Here is a 26521-nt window from a genome sequence, read left to right on the forward strand (position 1 = left end):
GCCCGTGGCACATCCGGGAGACCGGATGGACCACGGGCCGTTCCCCGTTCCGGAACCGGTCGGCAGGGCTGGCGGGTCGTGGTGGGAAGCGTTTAGCCTGCCGCGCATGACCGACTGGGCGCGGGTGCGCGCCGACGGCTTCGCCGTCCCGACCGATCGTCCGCTCACCGATCTCGTCGCCGAGCTGTCCGGCCTGCTGCGCTCACCCGACCCGGTGCTGCGCGACGTCCAGGCCTACTCCGTGCTCGCCACCTGGATCCGTCGCGGGGACCTGTCCACCGACCAACTCCGCAGCCTCGGCGACGAGATGGTCACCCGGCTCGCCGACCCGGAGGTGCAGGCCCGCACGTTCGCGCCGCTGATCCTCCGCGCGATCGTTTCGGCCGGGGTGTTCGAGCCGACCTGGGTGCCGCCGTTCGAGCGCTGGTACGTCGCCGAGGAGGACCTGCGCGGGTACGACGCCAAGCTCGGCTGGCTGCACGCCGTTGCCCACGGCGCCGACCTGCTGGGGACACTCGGCCTGCACTCCGCGGTCGAGCCGGTCCAGATGCTCCGGCTCGGAATCGGACGGCTGCTGACGCCGACGCCGTACGTGCTGCGCGACATGGAGGACGACCGCCTCGGCTACGCCCTCGCCGCCACACTGACCCGCTCCGACCTCGCCGAGACCGACGCCACCGAGTGGCTCGACCCCGCGATCCGGGTGCTCTCGAACCCGCCTGCCGAGGGCATCACCCCTGAGGTGACCAACACGATCCGCACGCTGCGGGCGACGTACCTGCTGATCGACCACGGACTGCGGTTGCCTGAGGCCACTACGCTGACCCGCATCCCGCACCGGGACCAGGTCAAGACGAAGCTCGCCGACGTCGTTCGGATCGTCACGCCGTACTACCTCTGAGCGTCAGACCGTCGGTGGACGGCGCATCCGACTTTCGGCTGGGGTTCCCCTGAAGTGTCCCCGATCCACGGCGTGGTGTGGTCCAGGGCACGGTACAGGTGGGTTCCGGTGGATGCCGAACCCCTGTCGTGGGATCGTCTGTGCTGGTGACGCCGTGGACCCCTCCCATGGTGGTGCCAACGCCACTACCGCAGTAGTGCAAACACCATCGGATCTGGTCCGTGGCGACGTTAGTTTTCTGGCTGACGAGAGCCGTCGGGGGCAGCAGTTCAGAGAGGGCGCGGTGAGTCATGGTTGCGACATACCTGAAGAAATGGGTCGGCAGCCGGATCTTGAACAGGACCACCCGCAAGGGTGGTCTCGACCTGTCGAAGATGCGGATGTTCCCGAGCTCGGTCTCGATGCCGCTGCGCCGGCACGGCGTGGACCCGGTGCCCGCGCTGGGCCGGGTGCGCGAGACCGAGCCGGTGCACAAGCTGGCCCACCTGTTCGGGCTCAATGTCTGGGTGGTGAGCGGGCACGCCGAGGCGAAGGCGGTGCTGGCCGACACCACGAACTTCAGCAACGACATCCGGCCGCTGGTCGGCTCCGACCCGAACAAGCCGTCCGAAGGAATCGGCGGCCTCGGGTTCACCGACCCGCCGGACCACACCCGGCTACGCAAGCTGCTGACACCGGAGTTCACCAAGCGCCGGCTGTCCCGGCTGGAGCCGGTGATCGAGAAGATCGTCAACGACCAGCTCGACCTGATGGAGACCAAGGGGCCGGTCGTCGACATCGTGGCGGACTTCGCGTTCAACGTGCCGTTCCTGCTGATCGCCGACCTGCTCGGCGTCGAGGAGTCCGACCGCGACCGGTTCCGCGCACTCGGCCCGGCCCGGTTCGACCTGTCCGGCGGCGGGATCGGGGTGTTCGGGTCGGCGAGCGAGTCGCGGGACTTCCTGTTCGAGATCGTCGGCAAGCAGCGCGCCGAACCCGGTGACGGGCTGATCGGGTCGATCATCCGGGAGCACGGCGACACCATCGACGACATCGAGCTCGGCGGGCTGGCCGACGGGGTGTTCCTGGGCGGGTACGAGACGTCGGCGAGCATGCTCGCGCTCGGCACCCTGGTGCTGCTCCGCGACCCGTCGAACTTCGAGCGGATCCGAAACGAGCCGGGCGCGGTCGACGTGATCGTCGAGGAGCTGCTGCGGTACCTGACTGTCGTGCAGGTCGCGTTCCCGCGGTTCGCGCGGCATGACCAGGAGCTGTTCGGGCAGCAGGTGAAGAAGGGGGACCTGGTCGCGGTGTCGCTGTCCGGGGCGGACCGGGACAAGCAGGTGTTCGGCATGGACGCCGAGGACTTCTATCCCCGTCGTACCGTCTCGTCTGCGCATCTCGCCTTCGGGCACGGGATGCACCGCTGCGTCGGCGCCGAACTGGCGCGGATGGAGCTCCGGGCCGCGTTCACGGCGCTCGCGCACCGTTTCCCCGACCTGTCGCTGGCCGTGCCCGAGGAACAACTCCGCTTCCGGGACTTCTCCATCGTGTACGGCGTCGAGGCCCTCCCGGTCCAACTCCACGCCAACGCGACTGAGCAGGTCGCCGGGTAGGTTCCCCGACGCGCGCGCCATCGCCTGCAGGTGGTTCCGGGCAGCCAGTTCCCGGGGAACGCGACTGGCGGTTAGACGGTGGGTTGGTTTCGTTGGGTTCTTAGGGATTCGAATTTGGTGGCTAGGGTCGGGGCTTGGGTTCGGAGGCGGGAGAGGTCGCCTTGGGAATCGAAGAGTTGGGTCAGGAGGATGGCTCGGCCTTGGTCCAGGAGTTCGGCGGCTCGGGCGGGGTCGGCTGTGTGGAGGGCGCAGGCGGCTGCGTCGGCGCCTAACGAGCTCAGTTGGCGTAGGCCGTGTTCCTGGTCGGAGCGGTCCAGGAAGCGGGGTGCGACGTACGGGAGTTGTTCCAGCGCGGTCGCGTAGCCGTCGAGCGCCTCGGCCCAGTCCCCGGCCTCGGCGGCGAGCTGGCCCCAGTCGCCGGCGGCCTGCGCCCGGAGGAGCGGCGTCGCCGTCGACGACCGCGCCGTCGACTGGTAGGCGGTCAGTGCCTTGCTGAAGTCCGCCGAATCGCCCGTCCGCCGGTACCGCTGCAACCAGCAAGCACCGAGGTTGAACCCAGCAGCCGTCCTGAACCGCGAGCCGGCTGCCGGGGACGCGATCGCCTCTTGGTGCGCGACGATCGCGGCATCGAGATCGGCCAGTACGGCGTCGCGCTGGTACCGGCTCAACAGCGCCCGTCCCAGGTTGGACTGGAACACGGGCAGCCGATTGTTGTCCGGCCCCGACTCCTGAACCGCCCGTTGAAGGACCGACACCATCTCGTCGAGTACGTCGCGCTCATGGGTCCGCTCGTACTGCGTGGCGAGGGCCAGAGCGAGATTGCTGAGATGCCCGGGGTCCACGCCGCCGTTCTCGGCTCCGACCTGCACCGACTGACGCAGCTCAGCGAGGGCGGACTCCAGCTCACCGGCCTCACGGGTGCGCAGATGACGTGCCCAGCGCGCGTTGCCCAACTGGTTGAGCACCGCTGCCCGCAGGTCAGGGTCCTCGGCCTGTTCGTTCGCGGCCTGCAGGAGGTCGATGGCGTCGTCGAGGCTCGCCAGGTGCTCGGTCTGTTCGTAGCGGAGCCGCAGCGCGAAGCCCACGGCGTTCTGGGCCCGCGCGAGGTGGTCCGGGTCGGTGAGGACGTCGACAGCCTGCAGACCCGCCGCGATCGACCGATCCAGATCGGCCCGCTCGCCGCCCGCCTCGAACCTGAGCCGCAACGCCGAGCAGAGGTCGGTGAGAGCGGTCGGTTCTACCGCCATGCCGTGCTCGCTCGCCTCGATGATCCGGTCGAGCTCGGAATCGTCGGTGGTCCGGAGGAAGCGACGCAGCCGGCAGTGGCCGTCGAAGGCGTGCAGGCTTGCGAGATCGTTCTGCAGGTTCGCGTTCTCCGGGTGCGACTCCGGGAGTTGCGCGAGGCAGTCGCGGACGAGCGCGATCGCCTCGCCGGTCAGCTCGATCGTGTCGTCACCGACCGGACCGTGGACCAGCGCCGCGGCCAGCGACCGGACCACGGCTGGGTAGGTCGGCTCGGTCACGGCCATGGCGCGCTGTGCGCTGCGGCCCTCCGCGACGGCCTCGGTGAGTACTGCGGGATCGCCGGTGAGTTCGTGCTGCTTCAGCAGCGCCATGACGACGATCGCCCGGCGCATCGGGTACTCCGGATCCGACGGCGCGGAGATCTCGACGACCCGACGGGCGATGGTCACCGCTTCCGCCGCGAGCTCTGGGTTGTCGGCCGCGGCCCGGAGGATGTCGGCGAGGGCCATCAGCCGGCGGACGTGGTCCGGATCCGCGGGATCGGTGGCGTCGGCCGCTTGCCGCAGTACGGCGACGGCCTCGGTGATCGCGGCGTGGTCGCCGGTGAGCAGGTGGCGAGTGCGCAGCGCCGTACCTAGCACCTGGAGTGTTCTACTCTCGCCGTCCGTGGCAGCCGCGCGCCGGGCGAGGTCGACGGCCCGGTCCGCGGCTTCGGCATCGTTGCTCGTGGTGGCTCGGTGCACGAGGGAGAGCGCGAGGCTGCGTTGCGGCCAGGGGTTCGCCGGGTCGAAGGACAGCGCCCACTCCGCTGTTGTCACTGCGTCGTCGAGCATCTCGAGTCGGGCCGTGCGCTCGTACGCCAGCTGGACGAGGTCGGCGAGGAAGGCGCCGTACGACGACTTGTTCGTGGTCGCGAGCTCAGCCGAGCACCGTTGGACCTGGATCGCGTACAGCAGGAAGTCGAGCACGTTGCTCGCCTCATAGGCGCTGAGGAGCTGACTGGCGTGGTCGTAGAGCGACGGCGCGGCCCCGGCGAGCTGTCCGTCGTGGGCGCTGTCGGTGGCTGTCGTGAACTGCTCGACCGCGGTGGCGAGGTCGTCCGGATCTCCGAGATGGCGGTAGCGGGCCCAGCAGAAGCTGCCGACGTTGAAGCGGAACGTGACGGCCGCCGCTGCGCCTGCGGGGACCATGTTCACAGCGCCGGCCATCAGCTCGATCGCGCGGTCCAGCTGCGCGAGCTCGCCGGTCTCCTGGTACTGCTTGAACAGGTCGATGGCCTCGTCGGACGCAGCCGTGGTGCTTTCCCTGGCCTGCACGACCTCTCGCACCTGGTCCGGTACGGCGTTCGGCTGCGCGAACACGATCGGCTCGAGCAGGCCGACCGCCGTCCGGAACGTGTCCTGGTCGGTCGACCCGGAGGCGAGGAACCGGCACCAGAACAGCATCCCGGCTGCATGTCGGCCTTCCAGATTCTCGGCGAAGCCCGGGGTCTCGAACAGGCGCGCCACTTCCGCGTCGGCGGCCGGCCCGAACACCGACCGGGCGCGCGGATCCTGCTTCCAGTGCTCGACCCGGCCGTACAGCGACTCGATCAGTTCGCGGGACATGAGTCCACCGCCTCCACAGACGTGAGCCTGCTCAGCTCGACGGTGATCTCTCCGGCTTGCGTCTGGATCGTCATCCGGCCGGCGTCGATCCGGAGCACCGAGCCGCACATGGTCCGGCTGTCGGTCGTGATCTCGACCTTGGGCCGGTTCCGGGCCGGGCCGTACCAGGTGCTCGCGACGGCAGCCACCAGCAGCGCCGCGCAGACCAGGCTCAACGCGATCCCGCGGCGTAGCGCTCGCGCGGACTCTTGGGCTTCGCGGTGCTCCGCGATGGGGCCGGGCGCTAGTTCGGCGACGGGGACGACAGCGGGGCGGCCGTTCGAGGCTCGGAGCAGGTAGAGCGCTGCGGCCGCGCCGGCGAGCAGGGCGAGCAGCAGGAGTACGCCGACGATCGCTGCGGCCAGCGGGGTCAGTTCGGTGATGTCTGAACGGCCCTTGATCAGGCTGAACCCGATCAGGGCGATCAGGAGGCCGGCTAGGCCGTTGCGCCACTGGGTGGCGGCCGCCCGGACTCTTGGGAGCTCGGTACGGCGCATCAGGTCGACCTGCTGGGCGCGTCGCAGGTCGGCCGGGGTCGCTGGCCGGCCCGGTGTCGGTTGACCTGGCGGCGCTTGGCCTGGTGTCGGTTGGCCCGGCGCCGGTCGGCCTGGTGCTGGGGTGCTCACGAGTTGGCCGGGAGGTCGAAGATCCAGTACGCGCCGCAGCCGACGCGACCGTCCGGCCGACCGGGATGCGTTTCCGAGCAGGTGCAGATGACCGGCACTGCGTGGTGGCCGCCCTCGGCGCGCTCCGTGGCAGACAGGGCCCGGAAGACACCGTCGACCAACGGCACCTCGATCGACGCCTGGCACCGCGGGCAGACCCCGCCGAGCAGGGACATGCCGACGCCGAAGGTCTCGATCACGAACGTCTCGGCCGCCTGCTCGGCGTACCCGGGTTCGCTCACCTCGCGGTACGGCACCGGTCCGCCGGGGCGAACGTCGTTCATCGTCAGGGTCTCCTTGGTCGTCACGGGCCGAGGTGGACGAAGGGAGTCCATACGCTCGGACTCGCGGGGTGCTGGTCGCGCAGGCGCCGTACGACGCGATGCAGGGCTGCCGCCGTACCGTCGGTGGACTGCCCGTCGGCGCAGAGCTCCCTGTAGACGCTGTCGACCACGTCGGCCGCGGTTGGGTCGTACACGGACCAGAGGGTCGCGACGACCTGGCGGTAACCGGCGTAGTGGAGCGCCGCGGCGAGGGTGATCACTTCGTCGGCGAGGTCGAGTCCACCGGTCGCGGTCTTGCAGGCGGACAGGAACGCGAACTCGCCCTGGTACGTGCGGCTGCTGATGCTCTGGACGGTCAGCGTGCCGTCGTGCAGCAGGAGGCCGCCGTTCGACGGGTCGGTCAGGTCCTGGTGGCCGTGACAGCTGAAGTGGGCCCAGTGGTGCCGGCCGAGTTCCTCGCGGACCCGGGTGGTCGTGGCTTCTGCGCCGTACAGGACTGTGCTCCGGTCGCTCGGGAACAGGCTGGCCAGCAGGTCGACCTCGCGGTCGACGTTGGGGAGCGGGGTCTGACCGGGCGCGTTCGGCACGGCGACGACGAGGATCTCCGGGGTTGGTGACGGCTTGGGCCTGTTTGTTGCCTCGAGCAACGCTCGGAGGGTGGGTGTGTACGACGGGATGACGCGGTCGAGCACCGACTGCCGGTCGCCGTGCCGGCCTGCGGCGTGCAGGGGGAGGGCGGTGAGCAGGCCGGTCGGGCACCACCACAGCCGCGGCCAGGCGTCGTCCGGTGGGGTTTCGGTGAAGCCTAGGCGGGTCAGTACCGGGTCGGCGATCGCCGTCCACAACCAGTCGAGGACCTCGGTGACGACACGCTCCATCAGGAGCCGCTCGGCGTGCAGGCGCTGCGCCGCCGCGTGGAACTCCTGGAACGCCGCCGGCGACTGGTCTCCCTCGCGGAACCGGCGCTGTGCCTCGTAGGTCTGCTGCTCGGCTGTCTGGAAGCGGTGTACGGCTTCGAGGTACTGGGCGGCCCATTCGGTGGTGTCTTGCTTTGAGGCCTCTGGTAGTTCGAGAGGCGGCAGGACTCCGTCGGGGGTGACGATCAGTGCGTCGGAGCGCCATTGGCTGACGTTCACCATCACTACTGGCCCGCTTGTCGCCGCCAGTCGGAGCCTGTCCAGTCGCGGTGGCCGGAGGAAGTCGGCGAACCCGTCCAGTGCGCGGATCTCCGCGAGCACCTCGTGCCACTCCTGCTCGAGCGCCATCCGCTCACCGGCACGCCTCGATTCCGCGGCCGGCCCGTCATGCCTCATCGCTAAGCCCCCAGGAACCCTCGGCGATCGAACGTTCACTCTAGGGCGACAGCCGCTCCCCACGCCACGCCCCACCACGCGCCGACCCCCAAGATCACCGCTCCGCGGCGGCAGTCCCTTGGCCGCCTTCGGCGGTGCGCGCGAGCCCGGCTCCCGGCTGGGCGTGATCGGCGCCGGCCGACCTCCAGTTCGCGGAAAGGACACCGCTGCGCGGCGGCAGTCCCTTGGCCGCCTTCGGGGGCGTGCGCGTGTCGGCGTCCCGGGGCGGTGTGGTGGCGCTGGCTGGCCTAGATCTTGTTTAGCGCGCAGCACTGGGCGACGGCAGCTCTAGGTGTTTCGGTGGTGTGCGCGGTCTTGCGTCGGAGTTAGTTCGTTGGAGCGGGTTGTTAGCTGGGGGTTTGGTCGTGTTCGCTGCGGCTGTTGGCTAGTTGGTGCACGTTGCCTTCGTGGATGTCGCTGACCCATTCCCAGCCTTCCTTGGCTGGGGGGCCGATCCGCGGGTCGTCGAAGGCGCCGCCGTCGCGCAGGGCGTGCATGTACGCGCGGTCCAGTTCGATCCGTGCGCGTGCTTGACCAGCCCCACCGACAGTCCCATGACCCGGTACGACGAAATCGGCGTCGTCCGCCACGGCCTCGAGCAGTTGCAGACCGGCGAGGTAGTCCCCGATCGGGTCCGCGGCGCCCTCGAAGTCGGGCATCGGAACGAAGAGGTCGGAAAGCATGTCGCCGGCGACGAGGACCCTGCTCTCCTCGACGAACAGCGCGGCATGACCCTGGGCATGTGCCGGATGCTCGATAATCCGGACTACAGGGCCATCCCAGGGAATCTGCGAGGTTTCAGCGGGCAGAGCGGTAATGAGGCCGAACAGGTCCAGCGGTGTGTCATCCGCGATTTCCGGAGGTAATCCGCCGGCAGCGCGTTCCTTCCAGTCCGGATTCGAGCGCAGATCTCGCATAAAGGCCGCGCAGCCATCGGTACCGTAACGCGGCGCGTCGCCGAGCGCGGCGTGCCAGAGCACGTGATCCCAGTCAGGGTGTGTCGAGAAGCCTGCCACCACGGGCTGGCCCAGCTCGGACAGGTCGTTCGCGAGGCAAGTCATCTCAGTGCCCGTGATCCCGGCGTCGACGAGGAGTACGCCGTTCTTGCCTTGTACGACGACGGTGTTGTTCGCGAGTAACTCGCTCTGGTGGATCAGCACACCCTCCGCGACCTGCCTCAGCACGGGTGGCTCCTTCCGCTGGCCGTCTGCAAACCGTAGCCGGGACCGTAGTACCTCGTGGTTTTACAACGCAACGGTGTGGGCGCTGAAGCCTGTATGTCCTTCACCGACATCGTTTTCGGAGACCCGCAATTTCCGAAAACCGCCGGCTGACACACAAGAGGGATCGCCTCAAATCGTCTCGCCGACCGGCCCAAGCACCCTGTGGGCTGGCTGCGGGTAGTTGGCCCTGTGGATAACTCGGACCCGGGGGACCGCTCCGGTAGTCTTGCGACATGACTGCGCAGCCTATGCACGGGTCGCCGGAGGACCCCAGCGAGATTCTTCGCCTGCTGCCGGCGAAGTGGCATGCGCAGTTTCTGGAGGAGTATCACGGTGCCCTCGACGCGGCACACGAGGTGTGGCGCTTCCAGCAGTTGCGAGACGTCTTGCACCTCTGGAGGCTTCGGGCAGTCGCGTACTCCGATCCGCGCTATGACGAGGCCATGCAGGCGGCTCGGGAGGGACGGGACGAAGAGTTCGTCCCGGCTGAGCAAGTGATCCCAGGCTGGTCAGACAGGCAATGAACTATCGCGTGGACTTCCACGCGTCCGCACCCTGCTGTCGTTCTACGTCGACCACGATCGCGAGGGGCTCCGAATCTACGACGTCACCTGGGCTGGCTGAGGTCACGTCTCGCTGCGAGGCGGGCCCTACGGCTACATCCCGGCGGAGGCCAGCCGCCTTTCAGCGAACCGCGCGGTAGCTCACAAGTTCATGGGTGGTCGGGAGCGGTGGCGAGCGCCACGACGCCGGAGCGCCGCTCCTGGGTCATTCCGCCTCATGTGACGGATCTGTGGGCGCGTGGAGCGGGCGCACGCCGTTGGGTGTTGGGGTTGTAGGCGTTGAGGGCGGACCGCCGGGCCATCACAATCGGCTGGTGTCGGCGGTGCCAGGCGGGGTGCCGGGTGGTGGGTGGTGATTGTGATGGCCTGGCGGTCCGCGGCATCGGGATCCCGTTCGCGGGTGGTCGGGGTGGCATGGGTGCGGTGCGCTCGACTGCCATGGGTGGCGAACTGAGGCACCAAGCCGACTCACACATCAGACAGGAGAACCGTCATTCCCCTGCGACCACAACTCGCTTTGCCGGGACCGCATCCGGCCAGCTGCTTTCAAGCGAAGCGGGCGATAGCACGCGTGTTCGCCGGCGGCAGCCGGCACGTTGGGCGGCAGTCCGCTCGGGAAGGCCGGGCGGGTGGGAGCGGTGGCGAGCACGCGACGTAGGAGCGGGCGTAGTGCCGCGTGGGGAAGTCCCCGGGCGGTGCGGGGGTGAGCGAGTCGTGGCACTAGGTGGTCGTGGCGGGTTCGGGTCGTGACAGATGTGGGGGTGGGTGGTCACAATGGGCGGTCCGGCCCGAGGTGCGGGTTGGTGAGGGAAAGGCCGCCGGCGGGGTTATGGGTAGTGGCGAGATGGCGACCGGGGGCGCGCTGACCGCCCGGATCGCCGCCGCGATGACGTTGGCCCAGACGGGTGGGCACGCGACTGCGGCTGCCGAGATCGAGGCGGTCCGGGCGGAGCTCGGTGGTGTGCCGAGTTACCACCTGGCCGCGGCGGAGTACGTTCGCGGCGTCACTGCTCATCACGCGAGTGACGCGGACGAGGCACTGAAGGCTGTCGACGCATGTATCGCCGTCGCGAAGGCGATCGACGAGCCGGGCTGGGAAGCGAACGCGCTGCCGATCCGGATCATCAACCTCGCCCGCAGCGGCCGCGGCGGGGACACGGTGAAGGATCTGGTCGCCGCCGAGCACGCCCTGAAGAGGACCAGGGACGACGGCCTGACCGCCTGGGCGCACACCGGCCTCGGCTACGCGTACGACGTCCTGCGCCTTTACGAACTGTGCATTCCGCATTACGAGCTCGCCACCCAGCTGGACGCGGACGTCTTCGAGCTGGCCGAGTCGCTGGCGATCGACAGGCTGAACCTGGCCGAGACGTACCTGCGGTGGGCGCACGAGCTCGAGCGGCTGGGCGATCCGTCGTACCAGCAGGAGATCCTGGAGCGGCGCGCGTCGGCGGCGTACTGGGCGCGGGCGGCGGATCGGGTGATCGTCGACGACGAGAACCAGGACTTCTGGCGGCTGAGCGCCCGATTGTGGCTGGCGGCGGCTGCCACAACCGACGATCCGGCGCAGGCGGTGGCCGAGCTGACGGAGTGCCGGGACGAGATCAGCAAGCTGGGTGAGACCGAGCGGCTGGCGATCGCGGGCACCTACCTGGCCAAGGCGCTCGAGGCCGACGGCAAGCACGATGCGGCGAAGGCGGCAGCCGACCGGGCCGCGGACGACCTTATTCCGTTGGCGGATCCGGCGACCCACGTGCTGGTGCTGCAGACCCGGGCGGAGCTCGCGGCCAGCACGGGCGGGCCGGGACCCGTTGCAGGGTTGGAGTATGCGCGTTCGGTGGCGCGCGGCTGGTGGAAGGAGCGCCAGCGAGCGCTGAACGCCGTACGGCATGCGCTTGCCACGCATGACCTGTCGCAGCGGCACGACGCGGAGTGGCACGCGGCGCGGCATGATCCGCTGACCGGGATCGGCAACCGCCGGGCACTGGACGAGCGGCTGACCGCGGCCCGGGACTCGGGCCGCGCGGTGACAGTGCTGGCGATCGATGTCGACGACTTGAAGGTTGTCAACGACACGTACGGGCACGCCTGCGGGGACGAATTGCTGCAGGTTGTGGCAAATCTCCTGGTAGAACAGGCGCGAGCGACCGATGCCGTGATTCGATCGGGTGGCGACGAGTTCATCGTGGTGCTGGACCAGCCGGACGCCAAGGGCGGCGCCCAGCTGGCGATGCGGATCCGTACGGCGGCCGCGGCGATCGCGGCGTCGACGTCGAAGCCCTGGCTCGGTCGGCTGGGGCTGAGCATCGGGTACGCCGCAACAGCCGAAGGAGTCGCGGTCGATCAGCTGATCGCCACGGCGGACCGTCGGCTGTACGACGACAAGCGCCGCAGGCGGTGAGGCGACAGGGGGTTGTGAGGTGCGCGACACGTCGGGGGTGACCGCGCGGATCGCGACGGCGATGACGCGGGCCCAGTCGGGCAACCCGGCCGAGGCGGCGACCGAGCTGCACCGGTTGCTGGCCGAGCTGGGGTCCGAGCCGAGCCCGGAGCGGGCCGCCGCCGAGTACGTGCGGGCCGTCGCAGCGCACCACGCCACCGACGCCGGCGAGGCGCTGGACGCGGTCGACGCCTGTATCCGGACGGCCCGCGCGATCGACGAGCCCGGCTGGGAGGCGAACGCGATCGCGATCCGGATCGTCACCCTGATCCGCACCGGCGAGGGCGGTGACTCGGTCGCCGACCTGGTCGCGGCCGAGAACGCGCTGTCCCGGACCCGCGACCTCGGCCTGGCCGGCTGGGCGCACACCGGCCTCGGGTACGCCTACGACCTGCTCCGCCTGTACGAGCTGTGCATCCCGCACTTCGAGCTCGCGGCCGAGGGCGACCACGACCCGCTCGGCCTCGCCGAGGCACCGGCCATCAACCGGCTCAACCTGGCCGAGTCGAACCTACGCTGGGCGCACGAGCTCGAGCGGCTGGGTGACACGTCGTACGACGCGGAGATCCGCGAGCGCCGGCGGGACGCGCACCAGTGGGCGGGTGAAGCGGTCAAGGTGATCGTCCGGGACGACCTGCTCGGGTACTGGCCGATCGCCGGGCGGATGTGGCTGGCCGCGAGCAACGACGGCACCGACGCCGCCGAGGCAGTGGCGATCCTCAAGGACTGCCGGGACCAACTGGCGAAGCTGGGCGACCTGGAGCTGGCCGCAATCGCGGGCACCTACCTGGCGAAGGCGTACGCCGCAATCGGCCGGCTGGACGACGCTGCTGAGGCCGCGCAGCGGGCCGGGAGCGACCTGCCACCGACATCGGATCCGCCTGTCGAGGCGCTGGTCCGGCATACCGCTGTGCAGATCGTGGCGGAGTCAGGCGACGTCGGAGCGGTCACCGGGCTGCAGTACGCGCGTGCCATCACCAGAGGCTGGTGGGCCGAGCGGTTGCGCGGTCTGTACGCCGTACGGTCCGCACTGGCCAACCACGAGCTCTCGATCCGGCACGACGCGGAGTGGCGCGCGGCACGTGAGGATCCGCTGACCGGTGTGGGCAACCGCAGAGCGCTGGACGAGCGCATGTCGGTCGCGCACGACGCCAGTCGTTCGGTGGCGGTGATCGCCATCGACGTGGACAACCTCAAGGTGATCAACGACAGCTACGGGCATGCCAGCGGGGACGACGTACTGCGACGAGTCGGGCAGTTGTTGACCGAGCAGTGCCGGGCCGAGGACGTGGTGGTGCGAGCCGGTGGAGACGAGTTCGTCGTCGTACTGGACAAGCCGGACGAGCGTGGCGCGCGAGAGCTGGTGGAGCGGATCAAGGTCGCGGCCGACCGGGTCGCAGCGTCGGCGGACGAGCCGTGGTTCGGCATGCTGCGGCTCAGCATCGGGCAGGCGAGCAGCACCGACGGTACGCCGGTCGGCGACCTACTCACCAAGGCCGACCAGCGCATGTACGCCGACAAGCGCCGACGCCGGACCTAGTAGTCCAGGAACCCTTCCACCACAAGGCGTCTGACCTGCGGGAGGTACTCCCGGAGCACGTCCTCCAGCGGCTGCCCCAACAGGTCCGCCAGCGCGGCCAGGATCTGGCCGACGCTCAAGTCCCCGTCGCACGCGCCAACGAACCCGGCCAGCACGGTGTCCGCTTGTTCCGCTCGCCGCATGCCACGTTGCCGGCGGAGCACGATCGACGCGGGATCCTCAGCTCCCGGCTGCCCACTCGTCTCCTGGACGACGTCGTCCGCCACCACCAGATGCAACCCGGTCAGGTCGTCAGGCAGTCCCTCCGAGCGTTCGAACCGGCGCAGTACGTGCGGACCGATCGGTCGCTCGATCTCGTACGGCCACTCCTCGGCCTCGAGCTTGCCAGCCACGTTGTGCAGGGTGATCCAGCCCATGCCGATCGCCTCGACGCTCTGGTCCTCCAGCCAGCGCAGCCATGCGTCGTACCGGTCCGTGTACTCCGGGGACCCGTGCAGACCCGCGTCCCGCAGCCACAGCTCGACGTACTCGGACGGGTCGAGTTGCTCGCGCTGCACCGCCCACGCGGACCGGTCGCCCGTCCAACCGGCGATCCGGTCCCGCCAGTCCTCGCCACGCACGCAGGTCCAGTTGGCCAGCAGCTGGCACCAGCCACCCCCGGTCAAGTGGTACGGCGCCTGTCGCACCAGCTGCTCGACCACGGAGTCACCGGCGAACCCGGTCTCCCGGTACGTCAGCCGCCCGTCGCCCGGTGAGATCACGTACGGCGGGTTGCTCACGATCAGGTCGAACCGCTCGCCACGGACCGGTTCGAACAGGCTGCCCGACCGGATGTCGAGGTCGACCCGGTTCAGCGCGGCCGTCCACCGCGCCAGCTGCAGCGCCCGCGGATTCACGTCGGTGGCGACGACCTGGTTGACCCGGTCGGCCAGGTGCAGCGACTGGATCCCGCACCCGGTGCCGATGTCGAGCGCCCGCTCGGCCTTGATCGGGACCGTCAGGTGGATGAGGCTCAAACTGGCCGGCGCGATCCCGAGCACGTAGTCGGACCGCATCGCCTCCCGCCGCCCGTCCAGCCCAGGCGTGAGGTCCGCAACCACCCACCACTCCCGCCCATCCTCGGCATACGGCCGGATGTCCAGCACAGCCTTCCCGGCAGTATCAATGATGCCCAGAGCAACTAAATCGATTCCCGGAAACGCCTGCGCGACAAGGGATTCCGGTACGGCGCGCTGCAGCAGGAACAACCGGATCATCGTGTCGAGCGCATCACCGGACCCAGTCCGCCGCCCCGCAAGAGTCGTCTCATTCCGCCCCAGCGCATCACTGGCCTGAGCCCCAAGCCGTGCAGCCACCCCATCAACCGTGTACCCAGCAGCCACAAACGCCTGCCGCAACGCCTCCAAGTCGTCCCCCGTCAGTTCACCCATACAGCCATTATGGATGGGTACTCCACCTCGGCTTCCAAGCTGCCCGAAGCAGTGCGGGATGCCGCGTGCGGAAGGGCGTGGACGCCAGTTGCAGCGTCCACGCCCGTACCAGGTTTTTCCTTCGATTTCCTACGGGTTGCAGGTCACCTTGGCTTCGGCCCAGTCGGCGTGGTCGCTGGTGATGCCGTCGCCGCCGTCGGTTACCTGGAGGGTGAGTGTCTGGCCGGCGGTGATGTCGACGGAGACGTTGGCGGTCGGGGACGTGCCGGTGAGGAGGTCGGAGGTGTACTTCGCGACTCCGTCGACGAGGACCTTGAAGCTGACCTTGCCGCGGTCCTCCATCTCGTCGTCCACGCCGACCTTCGCGGTGAACGTGGTGCAGTTCCCGCCGATCCGCACGCTGACCGTGGACGGCGCGTGCGTGCCCAGGCCCTTCGCGTACTGCACCCCGTCGAGGGTGATCGGGTTGCCGTCGGCAGCCCCGTCCTCGCCGTTGCTGCGATCCCGTTCGACCGGGCCCCAGCCGTTGGTCGAGTCGAGGAACTCCAGGTCGCTGACCCACTTCTCACCGGTCGGTGCCGGGGGCAACGGCTTGTCGGCGATCGTGGCGGCGAAGAAGCCGAGTCCACCACCCGGCAGCTTGATCGCCTTGACCGTCTTGCCCGGCTCGAGCGGTACGGCGGTGTAGAAGACCCGGTAGTCGGTCGTGGTGTTGCTCAGGCCCGCCTGCGTGTAGCGGCCCTTCACCGACACCGCGAGCATCGCGCCGCCCGTGGCCGGGTCCTGGCAGCACCAGTTCGGCAGCTGGAACGTCGCCTGCGACTGCGAGCCGTCCGTGTAGATGATCGTGACGGCCCCACGGGCGTTGAGGCTGGCTCCGGCGCCCAGCAGGGCGAGGTGCGAGCCGGTGCCGGAGACCAGGATCGGCGCCGGCTGGTTCTTCACCAGGTTGGGCGTGCCGGGCGCACCGGACGGCCAGGTGAACTGCGCGTCCTGCACTGTCACGGTCGCGCCGGGTGTGTAGCCGGCCGCCGCGAGCGCCTCACCGTTGAAGCTGTTGCCCGACCCGTCGAAGTTCCCTTGGGCGTACGTCGACGCGTCGCTGATGCCGACCACATTGGCTGCCTGCGACAACGACCCGTACGGCAGTTGAGCAGTCGCCGCCGCACTGTTGGAGTAGCTCTTCCCCTCAGCAAGGTAGGTCGCCACCAGCGTCAGCGTGAACGACGCAGGCTGTACGTCGGCGCCCGGTGTGACCTGCAGCTTGGTCGTCACGGTCTTGCCGCGCTCGACACTGGCGAAGTCCTTCTGACCGGTCACGGTCCATCCGCTCGGGACCTGCACGTCCAGGCGGACGTTCCGCATCGTCTCCTTGCTGCCGTTGTGGAAGGTCGCGGTCACCTCGGTGGCCTGGCCGGGAGCGTTCCACAGCGACGGGGAGGTGAGCTCCGGCGTGCCGAAGGTGTTCGCGACATCAGGGCCGCCGACCGACGACGTACCGATGAGCTGCACCACTGCAGTGCGGGAGGTGGAGATCGGTGCGGTCTTCACCTGCACGACGCCGTTCTCGTACGTCCAGCCGCTCACCTTGTTGCCGTCCACGCGCACCTCACGCGGCGCGGTGCCGGTGTGGACGGTCAGCTCGTACGGGCGAGACGCGGGCTTGCCCGTGTAGGTGCCGACGCTGGCGCCGATCTTGACCGTCACGTCACCGCGGTCCTGCGTCGGCGCGTCCACGGTGAACACCTGCGTAGCGGACTTCCCGGACCGCGTGACCCGGTCGTCCTCGAACAGGCTGAACGACGACTTGCCCTGCGGGTAGATGTCGACCGTCAGCGGGTCGCCGAAGCCCTGCTCGGCCGCGGTGTTGATCCCCGTCTTCCACATCGGTACGACTGCGCCCGCCTTCACGAACAGCGGCAGCGTGTCGAGCGGTGCGTTGTACCCGTTCACCGTGGTCGGGCCCTGGTAGACACGGCCGGTCCAGTAGTCGACCCAGTTGCCCTTGGGCAGGTAGATGCCGTTCTTCACCTCGTCCGCACCCCACATCGGTGCGACCAGGAACTCCTTGCCGGCCAGGAACTCGTACTTGGTGGTGTCGTCCCAGGTCTTCGGGTCGTCCGGGTACTCCAGGACCAGCGACCGGTTCAGCGGTGCGCCGGTCCGGTGCGCCTCGGCGGCGTACGTGTAGAAGTACGGCAGCAGGCGCTCACGCAGCTTCAGGTACTTGCGGTTGATCGACGTGTAGGGGTCGCCGTACGCCCACGGCTGCTTGAAGGCCGGGGTGGCCCAGCCGGACATCGTCATGAAGGCCGGGTTGAAGACCTTCCACTGCATGTCCCGGACGTACGACGTGGGCGAGCCGCCGAAGATGCCGTCCACGTCGCCCGCGGTGTAGGCGATACCGGAGTTGCCGGAGCCGTGGATCGCCGGGATCTGCCACCTGATCGCGTCCAGCGAACCGCTGTGGTCCCCGGTCCACTGCACTGCACACCGCTGTGCGCCGGCCCAGCCCTCCACCATCCAGGCGAAGCCGCGGGCGTTGCTGTACTGCTCGATACCGCTGTGCGCGGTGTCGCACGCGCTCAGCGCGTGCCGGTAGCCCGGACCGACCCAGGCGACGTCCAGCTTGCGGACCCGGACGCCGGCCTCGCCGACCTCGGCCGGCTGCCGGTCCAGGGACGACTGCGTCCACAGACCCATCTGGATGTTGCGCTGCCGGAGCTCGTCACCGGTCTGCTTGAGCGGCGGGATCTCGCGCTTGCCCCACCAGGTGCCGTCGACCTGCTCGAAGTCGGTGTCGTCGGAGTACCCGCAGCCGTAGTCGTCGTTGACGAGCATCCAGCCGCCGGGCATGTCCTCGTCCTTGAACCGCTGCGCGATCTTCACCGCGTCCAGCGTGGTCACCTTGTCCGGGTGCACCTTCCAGTCGTTGCTGGTGTCCGGGTCCTTCGCGTAATGACCGCGGTTGTAGCAGTCCGAGTCGCCGTACTCGAGCCCGTAGATCGGTGGCATGAACGGCCGGCCGGTCAGCTCGGTGTAGCGATCCAGCGAGGTCTTGAGGTCGCCGATGAAGTAGTAGGCGTCGAACCGCTGCTCGTCGTGCTTGGTGACGACGGGCTCGGTGAAGCTGTAGCTGCCCGGGCTGAACGTGTTCCGCAGTACGCCGTACCCCGCGGTGCTCATGTAGTAGGGAGAGGCGTTCGGGTTGCCGCCGTCCTCCCAGTTGAAGTCGCGGGAGATCCTGATGGTCTCGTCGCGGTGCGAGAACCGACCGTTCTGCATGCCGCCGCCGAGGAACTGCTCACTCGGCCCGCGGCCCAGCGACTGCGTCGTGGAGGTGTCGTTCCACGCCAGCGGCGCCGTCTCGGCCCAGACCAGTTGGCCGTTCGACCGGTGCACCGAGAACCGCAGCGGTGACTTCTGCGCGCGGACCTCGATCTTCCCGGTCGTCATCGAGTAGTAACTGCCGCGATCGCGCCAGGAGGTGCGTGGGGTGCCGTAGTCGGTCTTGACGACGATGTTCGACGCGGGCGCGTTCGGGTCGGTCGGCGGGGTGTTGGCGGGATCCGTGAAGTTTCCGTCCGACGCCAGCCACAGCCGGAACACGTCGTCCTTCAGGAACGCCACCCGCACCTTCGCGGCGCCGGCGCTGAGCGTGTACGTCGCCTGGTCGGCGGAGAACCCGGTGACGTCACCCAGCGTGGTGTCGGCGGTGGGTTGGGCCTGCGCCTGCGCGCTGACAGCCACCAGCGCGCCCGCTATCAGAGCAAGGGCGGTGGCTGAACGTTTCATGCGGACAAAGATGCTCACGAGTGCCTCACTTCACGCATCTATGAACAAGAGTGCGCTCATTGAAGCGCACGGACTGCGGCTTGTCATCAGCTCGGCCGTCATGAAGTTGAGACGCCGTCGCCATCGCGGGGTGAACCCGGGCCATGACGATGTTTCGCATGGCGAACAGTCGAACCTTGAGCCGACGTGCGGTGCTGGCCGGCGGTCTCGGCCTCGGTGTCGCGCTGACCAGCCCGGCCCTCGCCCAGGCCTACCCCCTCGACCCGGACCGCTTCACCGCCCAGGACGACCCCAACTTCCACCCCGTGACGTTCCGGCTGCCCGCGCCGACCGGCCGGAAGGCGCTCGGCACGACCGCCCTGCACTTGATCGACCAGTCCCGCCCGGACCCGACCATGCCCAGCGGCAAACGCGAACTGATGGTCAGCCTCTGGTACCCCGGCTCGGTGGCCGCCGCCGCCCCGCTGGCCAGGTACATGCCGAAGCGGACCGCCGTCGAGGTCGACGAGGCCTGGACCGGGGAGTACGGCCTGGCGGTGCCGACCGGCTCGTTCGACTTCGCCAACACCGAGACGCACTCCCGCGTGGACGCGCCGATGCAGCCGATCCCGCACCCCGTCGTACTGTTCTCTCCCGGCTACCAGTACAGCCGGTTCGTGAACACCGCCCAGGTCGAGGACCTGGCCAGTCGCGGGTACGTCGTCGTCACCATGGACCACACCCACGAGACGCCGACCGAGTTCCCGGGCGGGCGGTTCCTGCCCGGTGTGCCGGCCAGCCAGCTGCCGGATCCGGAGTTCACCCGCAAGGCGGTCGAGACCCGGACGGCGGACTCGCGCTTCGTCCTGGACCAGCTCGAGCGGATCGTCCGTGGCGACAACCCGGACATGGACGGCAAGAACCTGCCGCCAGGCCTCGCCGGCGGCCTCGACCTGCAGCGGATCGGCATGTTCGGCTTCTCGCTCGGCGGCTACGCGACCGCGAACACGCTGCTCGAGGACCGCCGGTTCGCGGCCGGCCTCGACCTGGACGGCACCCTCCAGGACGATCCGGCCAAGGGTCCGCTCGGCGAGGTGGCCCGGAAGGGGCTCGACCAGCCGTTCCTGCTGTTCGGCTCGGACACCAGCCAGCGCACCGACGCCGGGAAGGAGTACTACGACAAGTCGTGGGCCCGGTTCTGGGAGGAGCAGCGCGGCTGGAAGCTGAACCTCGGCCTGACCGGCGCGAAGCAGAAGGCGTTCACCGACTTCCAGTTCGTCTTCGACCAGCTGTTCCGGGAGATCTACGGCGAGGACGAGATCATCACCTCAGTGATGACCGCCCTGGTCGGCGCGGTCCGGCCGGACCGCAGCGTGCACGCCCAGCGGCAGTACATCGCCGCCTTCTTCGACCAGAACCTGCGCGGCCGGCCCGAGCTCCTGCTCCGCGGCGACTCGCCGAAATTCCCGGAGATCCACTTCGCCCGCTGACCACGTTGTGACTCCTACCACCGCTGCCGCCCGCGGGACGGCGTACCCTCGTCACGACGTGAGGGGCGGGGTTCTGCCGCTCGGTGGTCGTGCTGCGACGCGCGGTGAGCGGGGTTGTCGGACCTTTCTGAAACCCTGTGAGGTGTACGAGTGGCGCGACCGGTTACCGTGCGTTGAGAAATGCGTTGCCGTCGGCCGTACCCTGTCCTCGGGCGGGGTCGGTCTGTGTCCGGGGGAACAGACGCCTGATCTCGGGCGTTGTCGGCAGGGCGAGAGAGTGCTAAGGCAAGGAGCGCAGTGGCAGGGGCAGCAGGGACGAAGACATCGGCAAGCAGGCTGGTGATCGTCGAGTCGCCGAAGAAGGCGCGGATGATCGCCGGTTTCCTGGGGTCCGGGTACGTGGTGGAGTCCAGCTTCGGTCACATCCGCGACCTGCCCAGCGGGGCGGACGAGATCCCGGCGAAGTACAAGGGTCTGCCCTGGGCCCGGCTCGGCGTGAACGTCGAGGACCACTTCGACCCGCTGTACGTCGTCCCGGCCGACAAGAAGGCCCAGATCCGCAAGCTGAAGGACCTGCTCAAGTCCGCCGACGAGCTCTACCTGGCCACCGATGAGGACCGCGAGGGCGAGGCGATCGCCTGGCACCTGCTGGACGAGCTGAAGCCGAAGGTCCCGGTCAAGCGGATGGTGTTCCACGAGATCACCCCGAAGGCGATCCAGGACGCGGTCGGCAGCGCGCGCGACATCAACGAGTCCCTGGTCGACGCCCAGGAGGCGCGCCGGATCCTGGACCGGCTGTACGGCTACGAGGTCTCGCCGGTGCTGTGGAAGAAGGTCATGCCGAAGCTGTCGGCGGGCCGGGTGCAGTCGGTCGCGATCCGGATGGTGGTCGACCGTGAGCGCGAGCGGATCGCGTTCCGCAGCGCGTCGTACTGGGACCTGGACGCCACGCTCGACGCCGGCGAGGGCCGGACGCCGCGGCAGTTCCCGTCCCGGCTGGTCTCGGTGGACAGCCGTCGGGTCGCCCAGGGCCGCGACTTCAGCTCGAGCGGTGAGCTGAAGGGCCAGAACACGGTCCACCTGAACGAGGAGACCGCGACCGCGCTGGCCGGCGCGCTGCGCGACTCGCAGTTCACCGTCCGGTCGATCGAGTCCAAGCCGTACACCCGCAAGCCGTACGCGCCGTTCCGGACCACCACGCTGCAGCAGGAGGCCGGCCGCAAGCTCGGCATGTCCGCCTCGCAGACGATGCAGATCGCCCAGCGGCTGTACGAGAACGGCAACATCACCTACATGCGTACCGACAGCGTGACGCTGTCGGACACCGCAATCACCGCCGCCCGGGCCCAGGTCCGGGAGCTGTACGGCGCGTCGTACCTGCCGGACAAGCCGCGCGTCTACACCTCCAAGGTGAAGAACGCGCAGGAGGCGCACGAGGCGATCCGGCCGGCCGGCGAGGTTTTCCAGACCCCGGCGCAGACCGGGCTGAGCGGTGCCGAGTACCGGCTCTACGAGCTGATCTGGATGCGCACGATCGCGTCCCAGATGAAGGACGCCGAGGGCCGCAGCGTCTCGATCAAGATCGACGCGACCGCCTCGTCGGGCGAGCAGTGCGAGTTCACCTCGTCCGGCCGGGTGATCACCTTCCACGGCTTCCTCAAGGCGTACGTCGAGGGCGCGGACGACCCGTCCGCCGGGACCGACGACCAGGAGACCCGGCTGCCCGACGTGGCCGAGGGCGACGTGCTGCCCGCGGTCGAGGTGCTGGCGTCGGGTCACGAGACGAAGCCGCCGGCCCGCTACACCGAGGCGACGCTGATCCGGGAGCTCGAAGAGCGCGAGATCGGCCGGCCGTCGACGTACGCGTCGATCATCGGCACCATCCAGGCCCGCCGGTACGTGTACAAGAAGGGCTCCGCGCTGGTGCCGGCCTGGCTGGCGTTCGCGGTCGTCCGGCTGCTCGAGGAGCATTTCACCCGGCTGGTGGACTACGCGTTCACCGCGACCATGGAGGACGTGCTCGACGAGGTCGCCGCCGGGGACCTGCAGCGCGAGGGCGTGCTGTCCCGGTTCTACTTCGGCGACGACGACCTCGAGGGCCTGCACTCGATGGTGAACGACCTCGGCGACATCGACGCCCGGGAGATGTCCACCTTCGGTGTCGGCGGTGACGACAGCGGGATCGTGGTCCGGGTCGGCCGCTACGGGCCGTACGTCGAGGACAAGGACGAGCGGCGCGCCAACGTGCCCGAGGACCTGCCGCCGGACGAGCTGACCGTCGACAAGGCCCACGAGCTGCTCAGCCAGCCGTCCGGCGTCGAGCACGAGCTCGGTACGGCGCCCGACAGCGGCCTGAAGGTGGTCGCGAAGGCCGGCCGGTTCGGTCCGTACGTGACCGAGGTGCTGCCGGAGGACGCGCCGAAGAGCGCCAAGCCGCGGACCGGGTCGCTGCTCAAGTCGATGACGCTGGACAGCGTCAGCCTCGACGACGCGATGAAGCTGTTGTCGCTCCCGCGAGTGGTCGGCAAGGACCCGGACAGCGGTGACGAGATCACCGCGCAGAACGGCCGCTACGGGCCGTACCTGAAGAAGGGCACCGACTCGCGGTCGCTGTCGTCCGAGGAGCAGATGTTCGACATCACCCTCGACGAGGCCCTGAAGATCTACTCCGAGCCGAAGCAGCGCGGCCGCCGGGCCGCGGCGCCGCCGCTCAAGGAGCTGGGCGAGGACCCGGAGTCCGGCAAGCCGGTGGTGGTGAAGGAGGGTCGCTTCGGCCCGTACGTCACCGATGGCGAGACGAACGCGACCCTGCGCAAGGACGACTCGGTCGAGACCATCTCGCTGCTGCGCGCGGCCGAGCTGCTGGCGGACAAGCGGGCCCGTGGTCCGGTGAAGAAGGCGGCCAAGAAGTCCACCGCCAAGAAGAGCACGACGAAGAAGACGGCCGCGAAGAAGGCGACCACCAAGAAGGCCGCGGCGAAGAAGACCACCGCCAAGAAGACGGCCGCCAAGAAGTCCTGAGGCTGCTTGTAGTCCTGAGAGAGGGCCGACGTGACCAGTGCTGTCGAAGTCACCGCGCAGCGGCTGCGGGACCGGGGCGAGCGGGTCACGCCGGCCCGGCTCGCGGTGGTGGAGGTGCTCGCGGGCACCGAGGAGCACCTGAGCGCCGAGCAGATCGGCGAGCGCGCCGAGCAGTTGCGCCCCGGCATCCACCGCGCGACCGTCTACCGGGCGCTGGACGCGCTGGGTGAGTTCGGCCTGGTCACGCACGTCCACCTCGGTCGGGCCGGGACGACGTACCACTTGGCCGGTGATCTGGCTCCGCGCCACCTGCACCTGCGCTGCTCGGAGTGCGGCACGGTGTACGACGCCCCGGGCGACATCCTCGACTCCGCCCGCCGCAAGGTCCAGCGCGAGCTGGGCTTCCAGCTGGCCCCCGAGCAGGTCGCCCTGATCGGCGTGTGCAAGGCGTGCCAGTCCTGACCTGATCCGGTCACCGTCCTGTCCATATCTGTTGATCAGTGTGGATTCGTGAACAACTTGGGCTTAGGCTCGATGCCTGTGACCCATGACCACAGTTATGTCGAGGACTTTGCTCCCGGCGCCAACGTGCTTCCTCCGCGTGCCTGGCTCGACGACGACTCGGCCAAGCTCCCGCTGACCGGCGAGTGGAGCTTCCGGCTTTCCCCGAGCGTGGCCGACGCCCCCGACGACCTGAAGGACCCGGACACCACCGGCTGGGACACCATCGCGGTCCCGGGTCACTGGCAGCTCAGCGGGTACGGCGCCCCGGCCTACACGAACGTCGTCTACCCGTTCCCGCTCGAGCCGCCGTTCGTGCCGACCGACAACCCGACCGGTGACTACGTCCGGACCGTCACGGTCCCGGCGGACTGGGCCGGCGCCCGGGTGGTGCTGCGGTTCGAGGGTGTCGACTCGCGGTTCGCGGTGCACGTGAACGGCGAGCTGGTCGGCTGGTCGTCCGGCTCCCGGCTGCCGTCCGAGTTCGACCTGACCGACGTGGTTGCCCCCGGCAAGGAGGCCCGGATCGCGGTCCGGGTGCACCAGTGGTCGGCCGGCAGCTACGTCGAGGACCAGGACATGTGGTGGCTGTCCGGGATCTTCCGCGAGGTCAACCTGCTGGCGCTGAAGCCGACCGCCCCCACCGACGTCTTCGTGCACGCGTCGTACGCCGACGGGACCGGCACGCTGAAGGTCGACTCCGACATCGCCGGGACTCTCGTCGTACCCGAGCTCGGGATCGAGACCGCGACCGGCACCGAGGTGACCGCGGCGGTCGAGCCGTGGTCGGCCGAGAGCCCGCGGCTGTACGACGGGGTGGTCCGGACCGACGGTGGTGAGGTGCGGCTGCGGATCGGCTTCCGGACGGTCGCGATCGCCGACGGCGTGCTCACGGTCAACGGCAACCGGGTGCTGTTCAACGGGGTCAACCGGCACGAGTTCCACCCCGACCGCGGCCGGGCGCTCACCGAGCAGGACATGCTGGACGACGTGCTGCTGATGAAGCGGGCCGGGATCAACGCGGTCCGCACCAGCCACTACCCGCCGCACCCGCACTTCCTGTCGCTGTGCGACGAGTACGGCCTGTACGTGATCGACGAGTGCGACCTGGAGACGCACGGATTCGGGTACGAGCCGCAGCCGCCGAAGCTGCCGAACCCGGTGATGGACCCGCGGTTCCACGACGACCTGGTGTCCCGGATCGAGCGCACCGTGCACCGGGACAAGAACCACCCCGCGATCATCATCTGGTCGCTCGGCAACGAGTGCGGGATGGGCGACAACCTGAAGGCGATGTACGACCTGGCCAAGGAGCTCGACCCGTCCCGGCCGGTGCACTACGAGCGCGACACCGAGGCCGAGTGGGTCGACATCTACTCCCGGATGTACACCGACCCGGCCGGCTGCGCGGAGATCGGCGCGGACCCGGAGCTGTACCGGAACCTGCCGTTCATCCTGTGCGAGTACGGCCACGCGATGGGCAACGGGCCGGGTGGGCTGCTCGACTACCGCGAGGTGTTCGACAAGTACCCGCGCTGCCAGGGCGGCTTCATCTGGGAGTGGATCGACCACGGCCTCCGGACCACCATCGACGGCCGCGAGGTCTACGCGTACGGCGGTGACTTCGGCGAGACCATCCACGACGGCAACTTCGTCTGCGACGGCCTGCTGTTCCCGGACCGGACGCCGTCGCCCGGCATGCTCGAGTACGTCAAGGTGATCGAGCCGCTCCGCATCGTTGCTGATGGCAACGGCGGGGTGTCGGTCACGAACCGCTACGAGGTCCTCGACACCAGCCACCTGACCTTCACGTACGTCGTCGAGGTCGAGGGATCGCAGGTCGACGCCGGTGAGCTGTCGGTGCCGGCGATCGCCCCCGGTGCGACGGCTTCGGTGTCGTTGCCTTCCGTGGACGCTTCGAAGCCCGAAACCTGGGTCACCGTGACGGCTTCACTCGCTTCGTCCACGGCGTGGGCGGAAGCCGGACACCGCGTCGCCTGGGGGCAGGTCCGGCTGGACGAGCCTGCTTCGGTGGAGCCCGTCGCCGGTGGTGCGCCGGCCGACGGTGTCGCCGGTGTGAGCGGGATCAGCGTCGCGGGCGTGCAGAACGCCCGGCTGGACGTCTGGCGTGCGCCGATCGACAACGACGCCATCCCCGGGGTCGCGAACGCCTGGCGCGAGGAAGGTCTGCACCGCGTGCAGCAACGGATCGTCTCGCAGGGCGAGCGTGACGGGGCCTGGGAGGTCGTCACCCGTACGGCGCCGCCGCAGCTGCAGTGGGGTCTGGTCAGCACCTGGCGCTGGACCGCGGTCGACGGCGGGGTCGTTCTGGACCTGAGCGTCGTACCCGAGGGTCAGTTCCCGGAGGTGCTGCCGCGACTCGGCATCACCTTCGAGCTGCCGAAGGTGGAGCGGGTCGAGTGGTTCGGCACCGGCCCGAACGAGGCGTACGTCGACACTCGCGAGGCCGCCGCGGTCGGCAAGTACTCGGCCACGGTCGCCGAGTTGCAGACGCCGTACGTCCGCCCGCAGGAGAACGGCCACCGCATCGACACCCGCTGGGCGACCCTCGACGGCCTGCGCATCGAGGCGGTTGGCACCCTCTTCGGCCTCACCGTCCGCGACTGGACCAGCCACGACCTCGAGACCGCCAAGCACACCGCGGACCTGGTCGCCGGCGACACCACCTACGTGACCCTCGACATTGCCCAAACCGGCGTCGGCACGGCCGCTTGCGGCCCCCAACTCCCCGACCGCGACAAGCTGAAGACCGCCCCGGCGACCCTGTCGGTGCGCTTCACCACGAGCTGACCATTCGGGTCGTGGATCGGTGCTCCGGCGCCGATCCACG

At 69.3% G+C, this 26521-nt stretch carries 16 protein-coding genes; 9 read left to right on the plus strand and 7 right to left on the minus strand.

What is annotated here, in order from left to right:
* The first annotated feature begins 106 nt into the window (after positions 1–106).
* Together AB0H36_RS44620 and AB0H36_RS44625 are read left to right on the plus strand one after the other, a co-directional pair.
* The gene (locus AB0H36_RS44620; protein ID WP_360537648.1) at positions 107–901 is read left to right on the plus strand and encodes a DUF2785 domain-containing protein; all 795 of its coding nucleotides are present in this window, start codon (positions 107–109) and stop codon (positions 899–901) included.
* Between the two features lie 290 nt (positions 902–1191).
* The gene (locus tag AB0H36_RS44625) at positions 1192–2496 is read left to right on the plus strand and encodes a cytochrome P450 (protein ID WP_360537650.1); all 1305 of its coding nucleotides are present in this window, start codon (positions 1192–1194) and stop codon (positions 2494–2496) included.
* Positions 2497–2567: 71 nt separating this feature from the next.
* Here AB0H36_RS44625 and AB0H36_RS44630 read toward each other — a convergent pair whose 3' ends face one another.
* The 5 genes from AB0H36_RS44630 to AB0H36_RS44650 form a co-directional block, all read right to left on the minus strand.
* Positions 2568–5348, minus strand: a complete 2781-nt coding sequence (locus tag AB0H36_RS44630) for a hypothetical protein (protein WP_360537652.1) — start codon at positions 5346–5348, stop codon at positions 2568–2570.
* Entirely contained in the window at positions 5333–5884 is a 552-nt protein-coding gene (locus AB0H36_RS44635) for a hypothetical protein (protein ID WP_360537654.1), read from the minus strand. The genes AB0H36_RS44630 and AB0H36_RS44635 overlap by 16 nt, the downstream gene beginning before the upstream one ends.
* A gap of 125 nt (positions 5885–6009) precedes the next feature.
* Positions 6010–6336, minus strand: coding sequence for a hypothetical protein (locus AB0H36_RS44640; RefSeq protein ID WP_360537656.1), 327 nt, complete (start codon positions 6334–6336; stop codon positions 6010–6012).
* Positions 6337–6356: 20 nt separating this feature from the next.
* Positions 6357–7649, minus strand: a complete 1293-nt coding sequence (locus AB0H36_RS44645) for a CHAT domain-containing protein (RefSeq protein ID WP_360537658.1) — start codon at positions 7647–7649, stop codon at positions 6357–6359.
* Between the two features lie 386 nt (positions 7650–8035).
* Complete coding sequence (locus AB0H36_RS44650; RefSeq protein WP_360537660.1) at positions 8036–8872, minus strand: MBL fold metallo-hydrolase; 837 nt, start codon at positions 8870–8872, stop codon at positions 8036–8038.
* Positions 8873–9144: 272 nt separating this feature from the next.
* Here AB0H36_RS44650 and AB0H36_RS44655 point away from each other — a divergent pair, with 272 nt between their 5' ends.
* The 3 genes from AB0H36_RS44655 to AB0H36_RS44665 all read left to right on the plus strand — a co-directional run bounded on the left by AB0H36_RS44655 (position 9145) and on the right by AB0H36_RS44665 (position 13454).
* On the plus strand, positions 9145–9435 hold the full coding sequence (locus AB0H36_RS44655) for a DUF6247 family protein (protein ID WP_360537662.1): 291 nt from the start codon (positions 9145–9147) through the stop codon (positions 9433–9435).
* Positions 9436–10318: 883 nt separating this feature from the next.
* Positions 10319–11875, plus strand: coding sequence for a GGDEF domain-containing protein (locus AB0H36_RS44660; protein WP_360537664.1), 1557 nt, complete (start codon positions 10319–10321; stop codon positions 11873–11875).
* Positions 11876–11894: 19 nt separating this feature from the next.
* Positions 11895–13454 carry a GGDEF domain-containing protein gene (locus AB0H36_RS44665; RefSeq protein WP_360537666.1) on the plus strand — a complete coding sequence of 520 codons (1560 nt, stop codon included), beginning with the start codon at positions 11895–11897 and terminating at the stop codon, positions 13452–13454.
* Here the strand turns inward: AB0H36_RS44665 and AB0H36_RS44670 are convergent.
* Together AB0H36_RS44670 and AB0H36_RS44675 are read right to left on the minus strand one after the other, a co-directional pair.
* On the minus strand, positions 13451–14884 hold the full coding sequence (locus AB0H36_RS44670) for a class I SAM-dependent methyltransferase (RefSeq protein WP_360537668.1): 1434 nt from the start codon (positions 14882–14884) through the stop codon (positions 13451–13453). The genes AB0H36_RS44665 and AB0H36_RS44670 overlap by 4 nt on opposite strands.
* 129 nt (positions 14885–15013) lie before the next feature.
* Positions 15014–18679 carry an NPCBM/NEW2 domain-containing protein gene (locus tag AB0H36_RS44675; protein ID WP_360537670.1) on the minus strand — a complete coding sequence of 1222 codons (3666 nt, stop codon included), beginning with the start codon at positions 18677–18679 and terminating at the stop codon, positions 15014–15016.
* A gap of 176 nt (positions 18680–18855) precedes the next feature.
* On the opposite strand from AB0H36_RS44675, the gene AB0H36_RS44680 reads away from it, so the two are divergent.
* From AB0H36_RS44680 to AB0H36_RS44695, 4 genes are all read left to right on the plus strand, one after another.
* Complete coding sequence (locus AB0H36_RS44680; RefSeq protein WP_360537672.1) at positions 18856–20148, plus strand: hypothetical protein; 1293 nt, start codon at positions 18856–18858, stop codon at positions 20146–20148.
* Positions 20149–20445: 297 nt separating this feature from the next.
* Entirely contained in the window at positions 20446–23169 is a 2724-nt protein-coding gene (topA, locus tag AB0H36_RS44685; protein WP_360537674.1) for a type I DNA topoisomerase, read from the plus strand.
* Positions 23170–23199: 30 nt separating this feature from the next.
* A complete protein-coding gene (locus AB0H36_RS44690) occupies positions 23200–23631 on the plus strand; it encodes a Fur family transcriptional regulator (RefSeq protein WP_360537676.1) in 432 nt (143 codons plus the stop codon).
* 72 nt (positions 23632–23703) lie between these two features.
* Entirely contained in the window at positions 23704–26481 is a 2778-nt protein-coding gene (locus AB0H36_RS44695; protein WP_360537678.1) for a glycoside hydrolase family 2 TIM barrel-domain containing protein, read from the plus strand.
* Positions 26482–26521: the final 40 nt, after the last annotated feature.

It is taken from the genome of Kribbella sp. NPDC050820 (genome assembly GCF_040653975.1).
In the GTDB taxonomy this organism is placed as follows: domain Bacteria; phylum Actinomycetota; class Actinomycetes; order Propionibacteriales; family Kribbellaceae; genus Kribbella.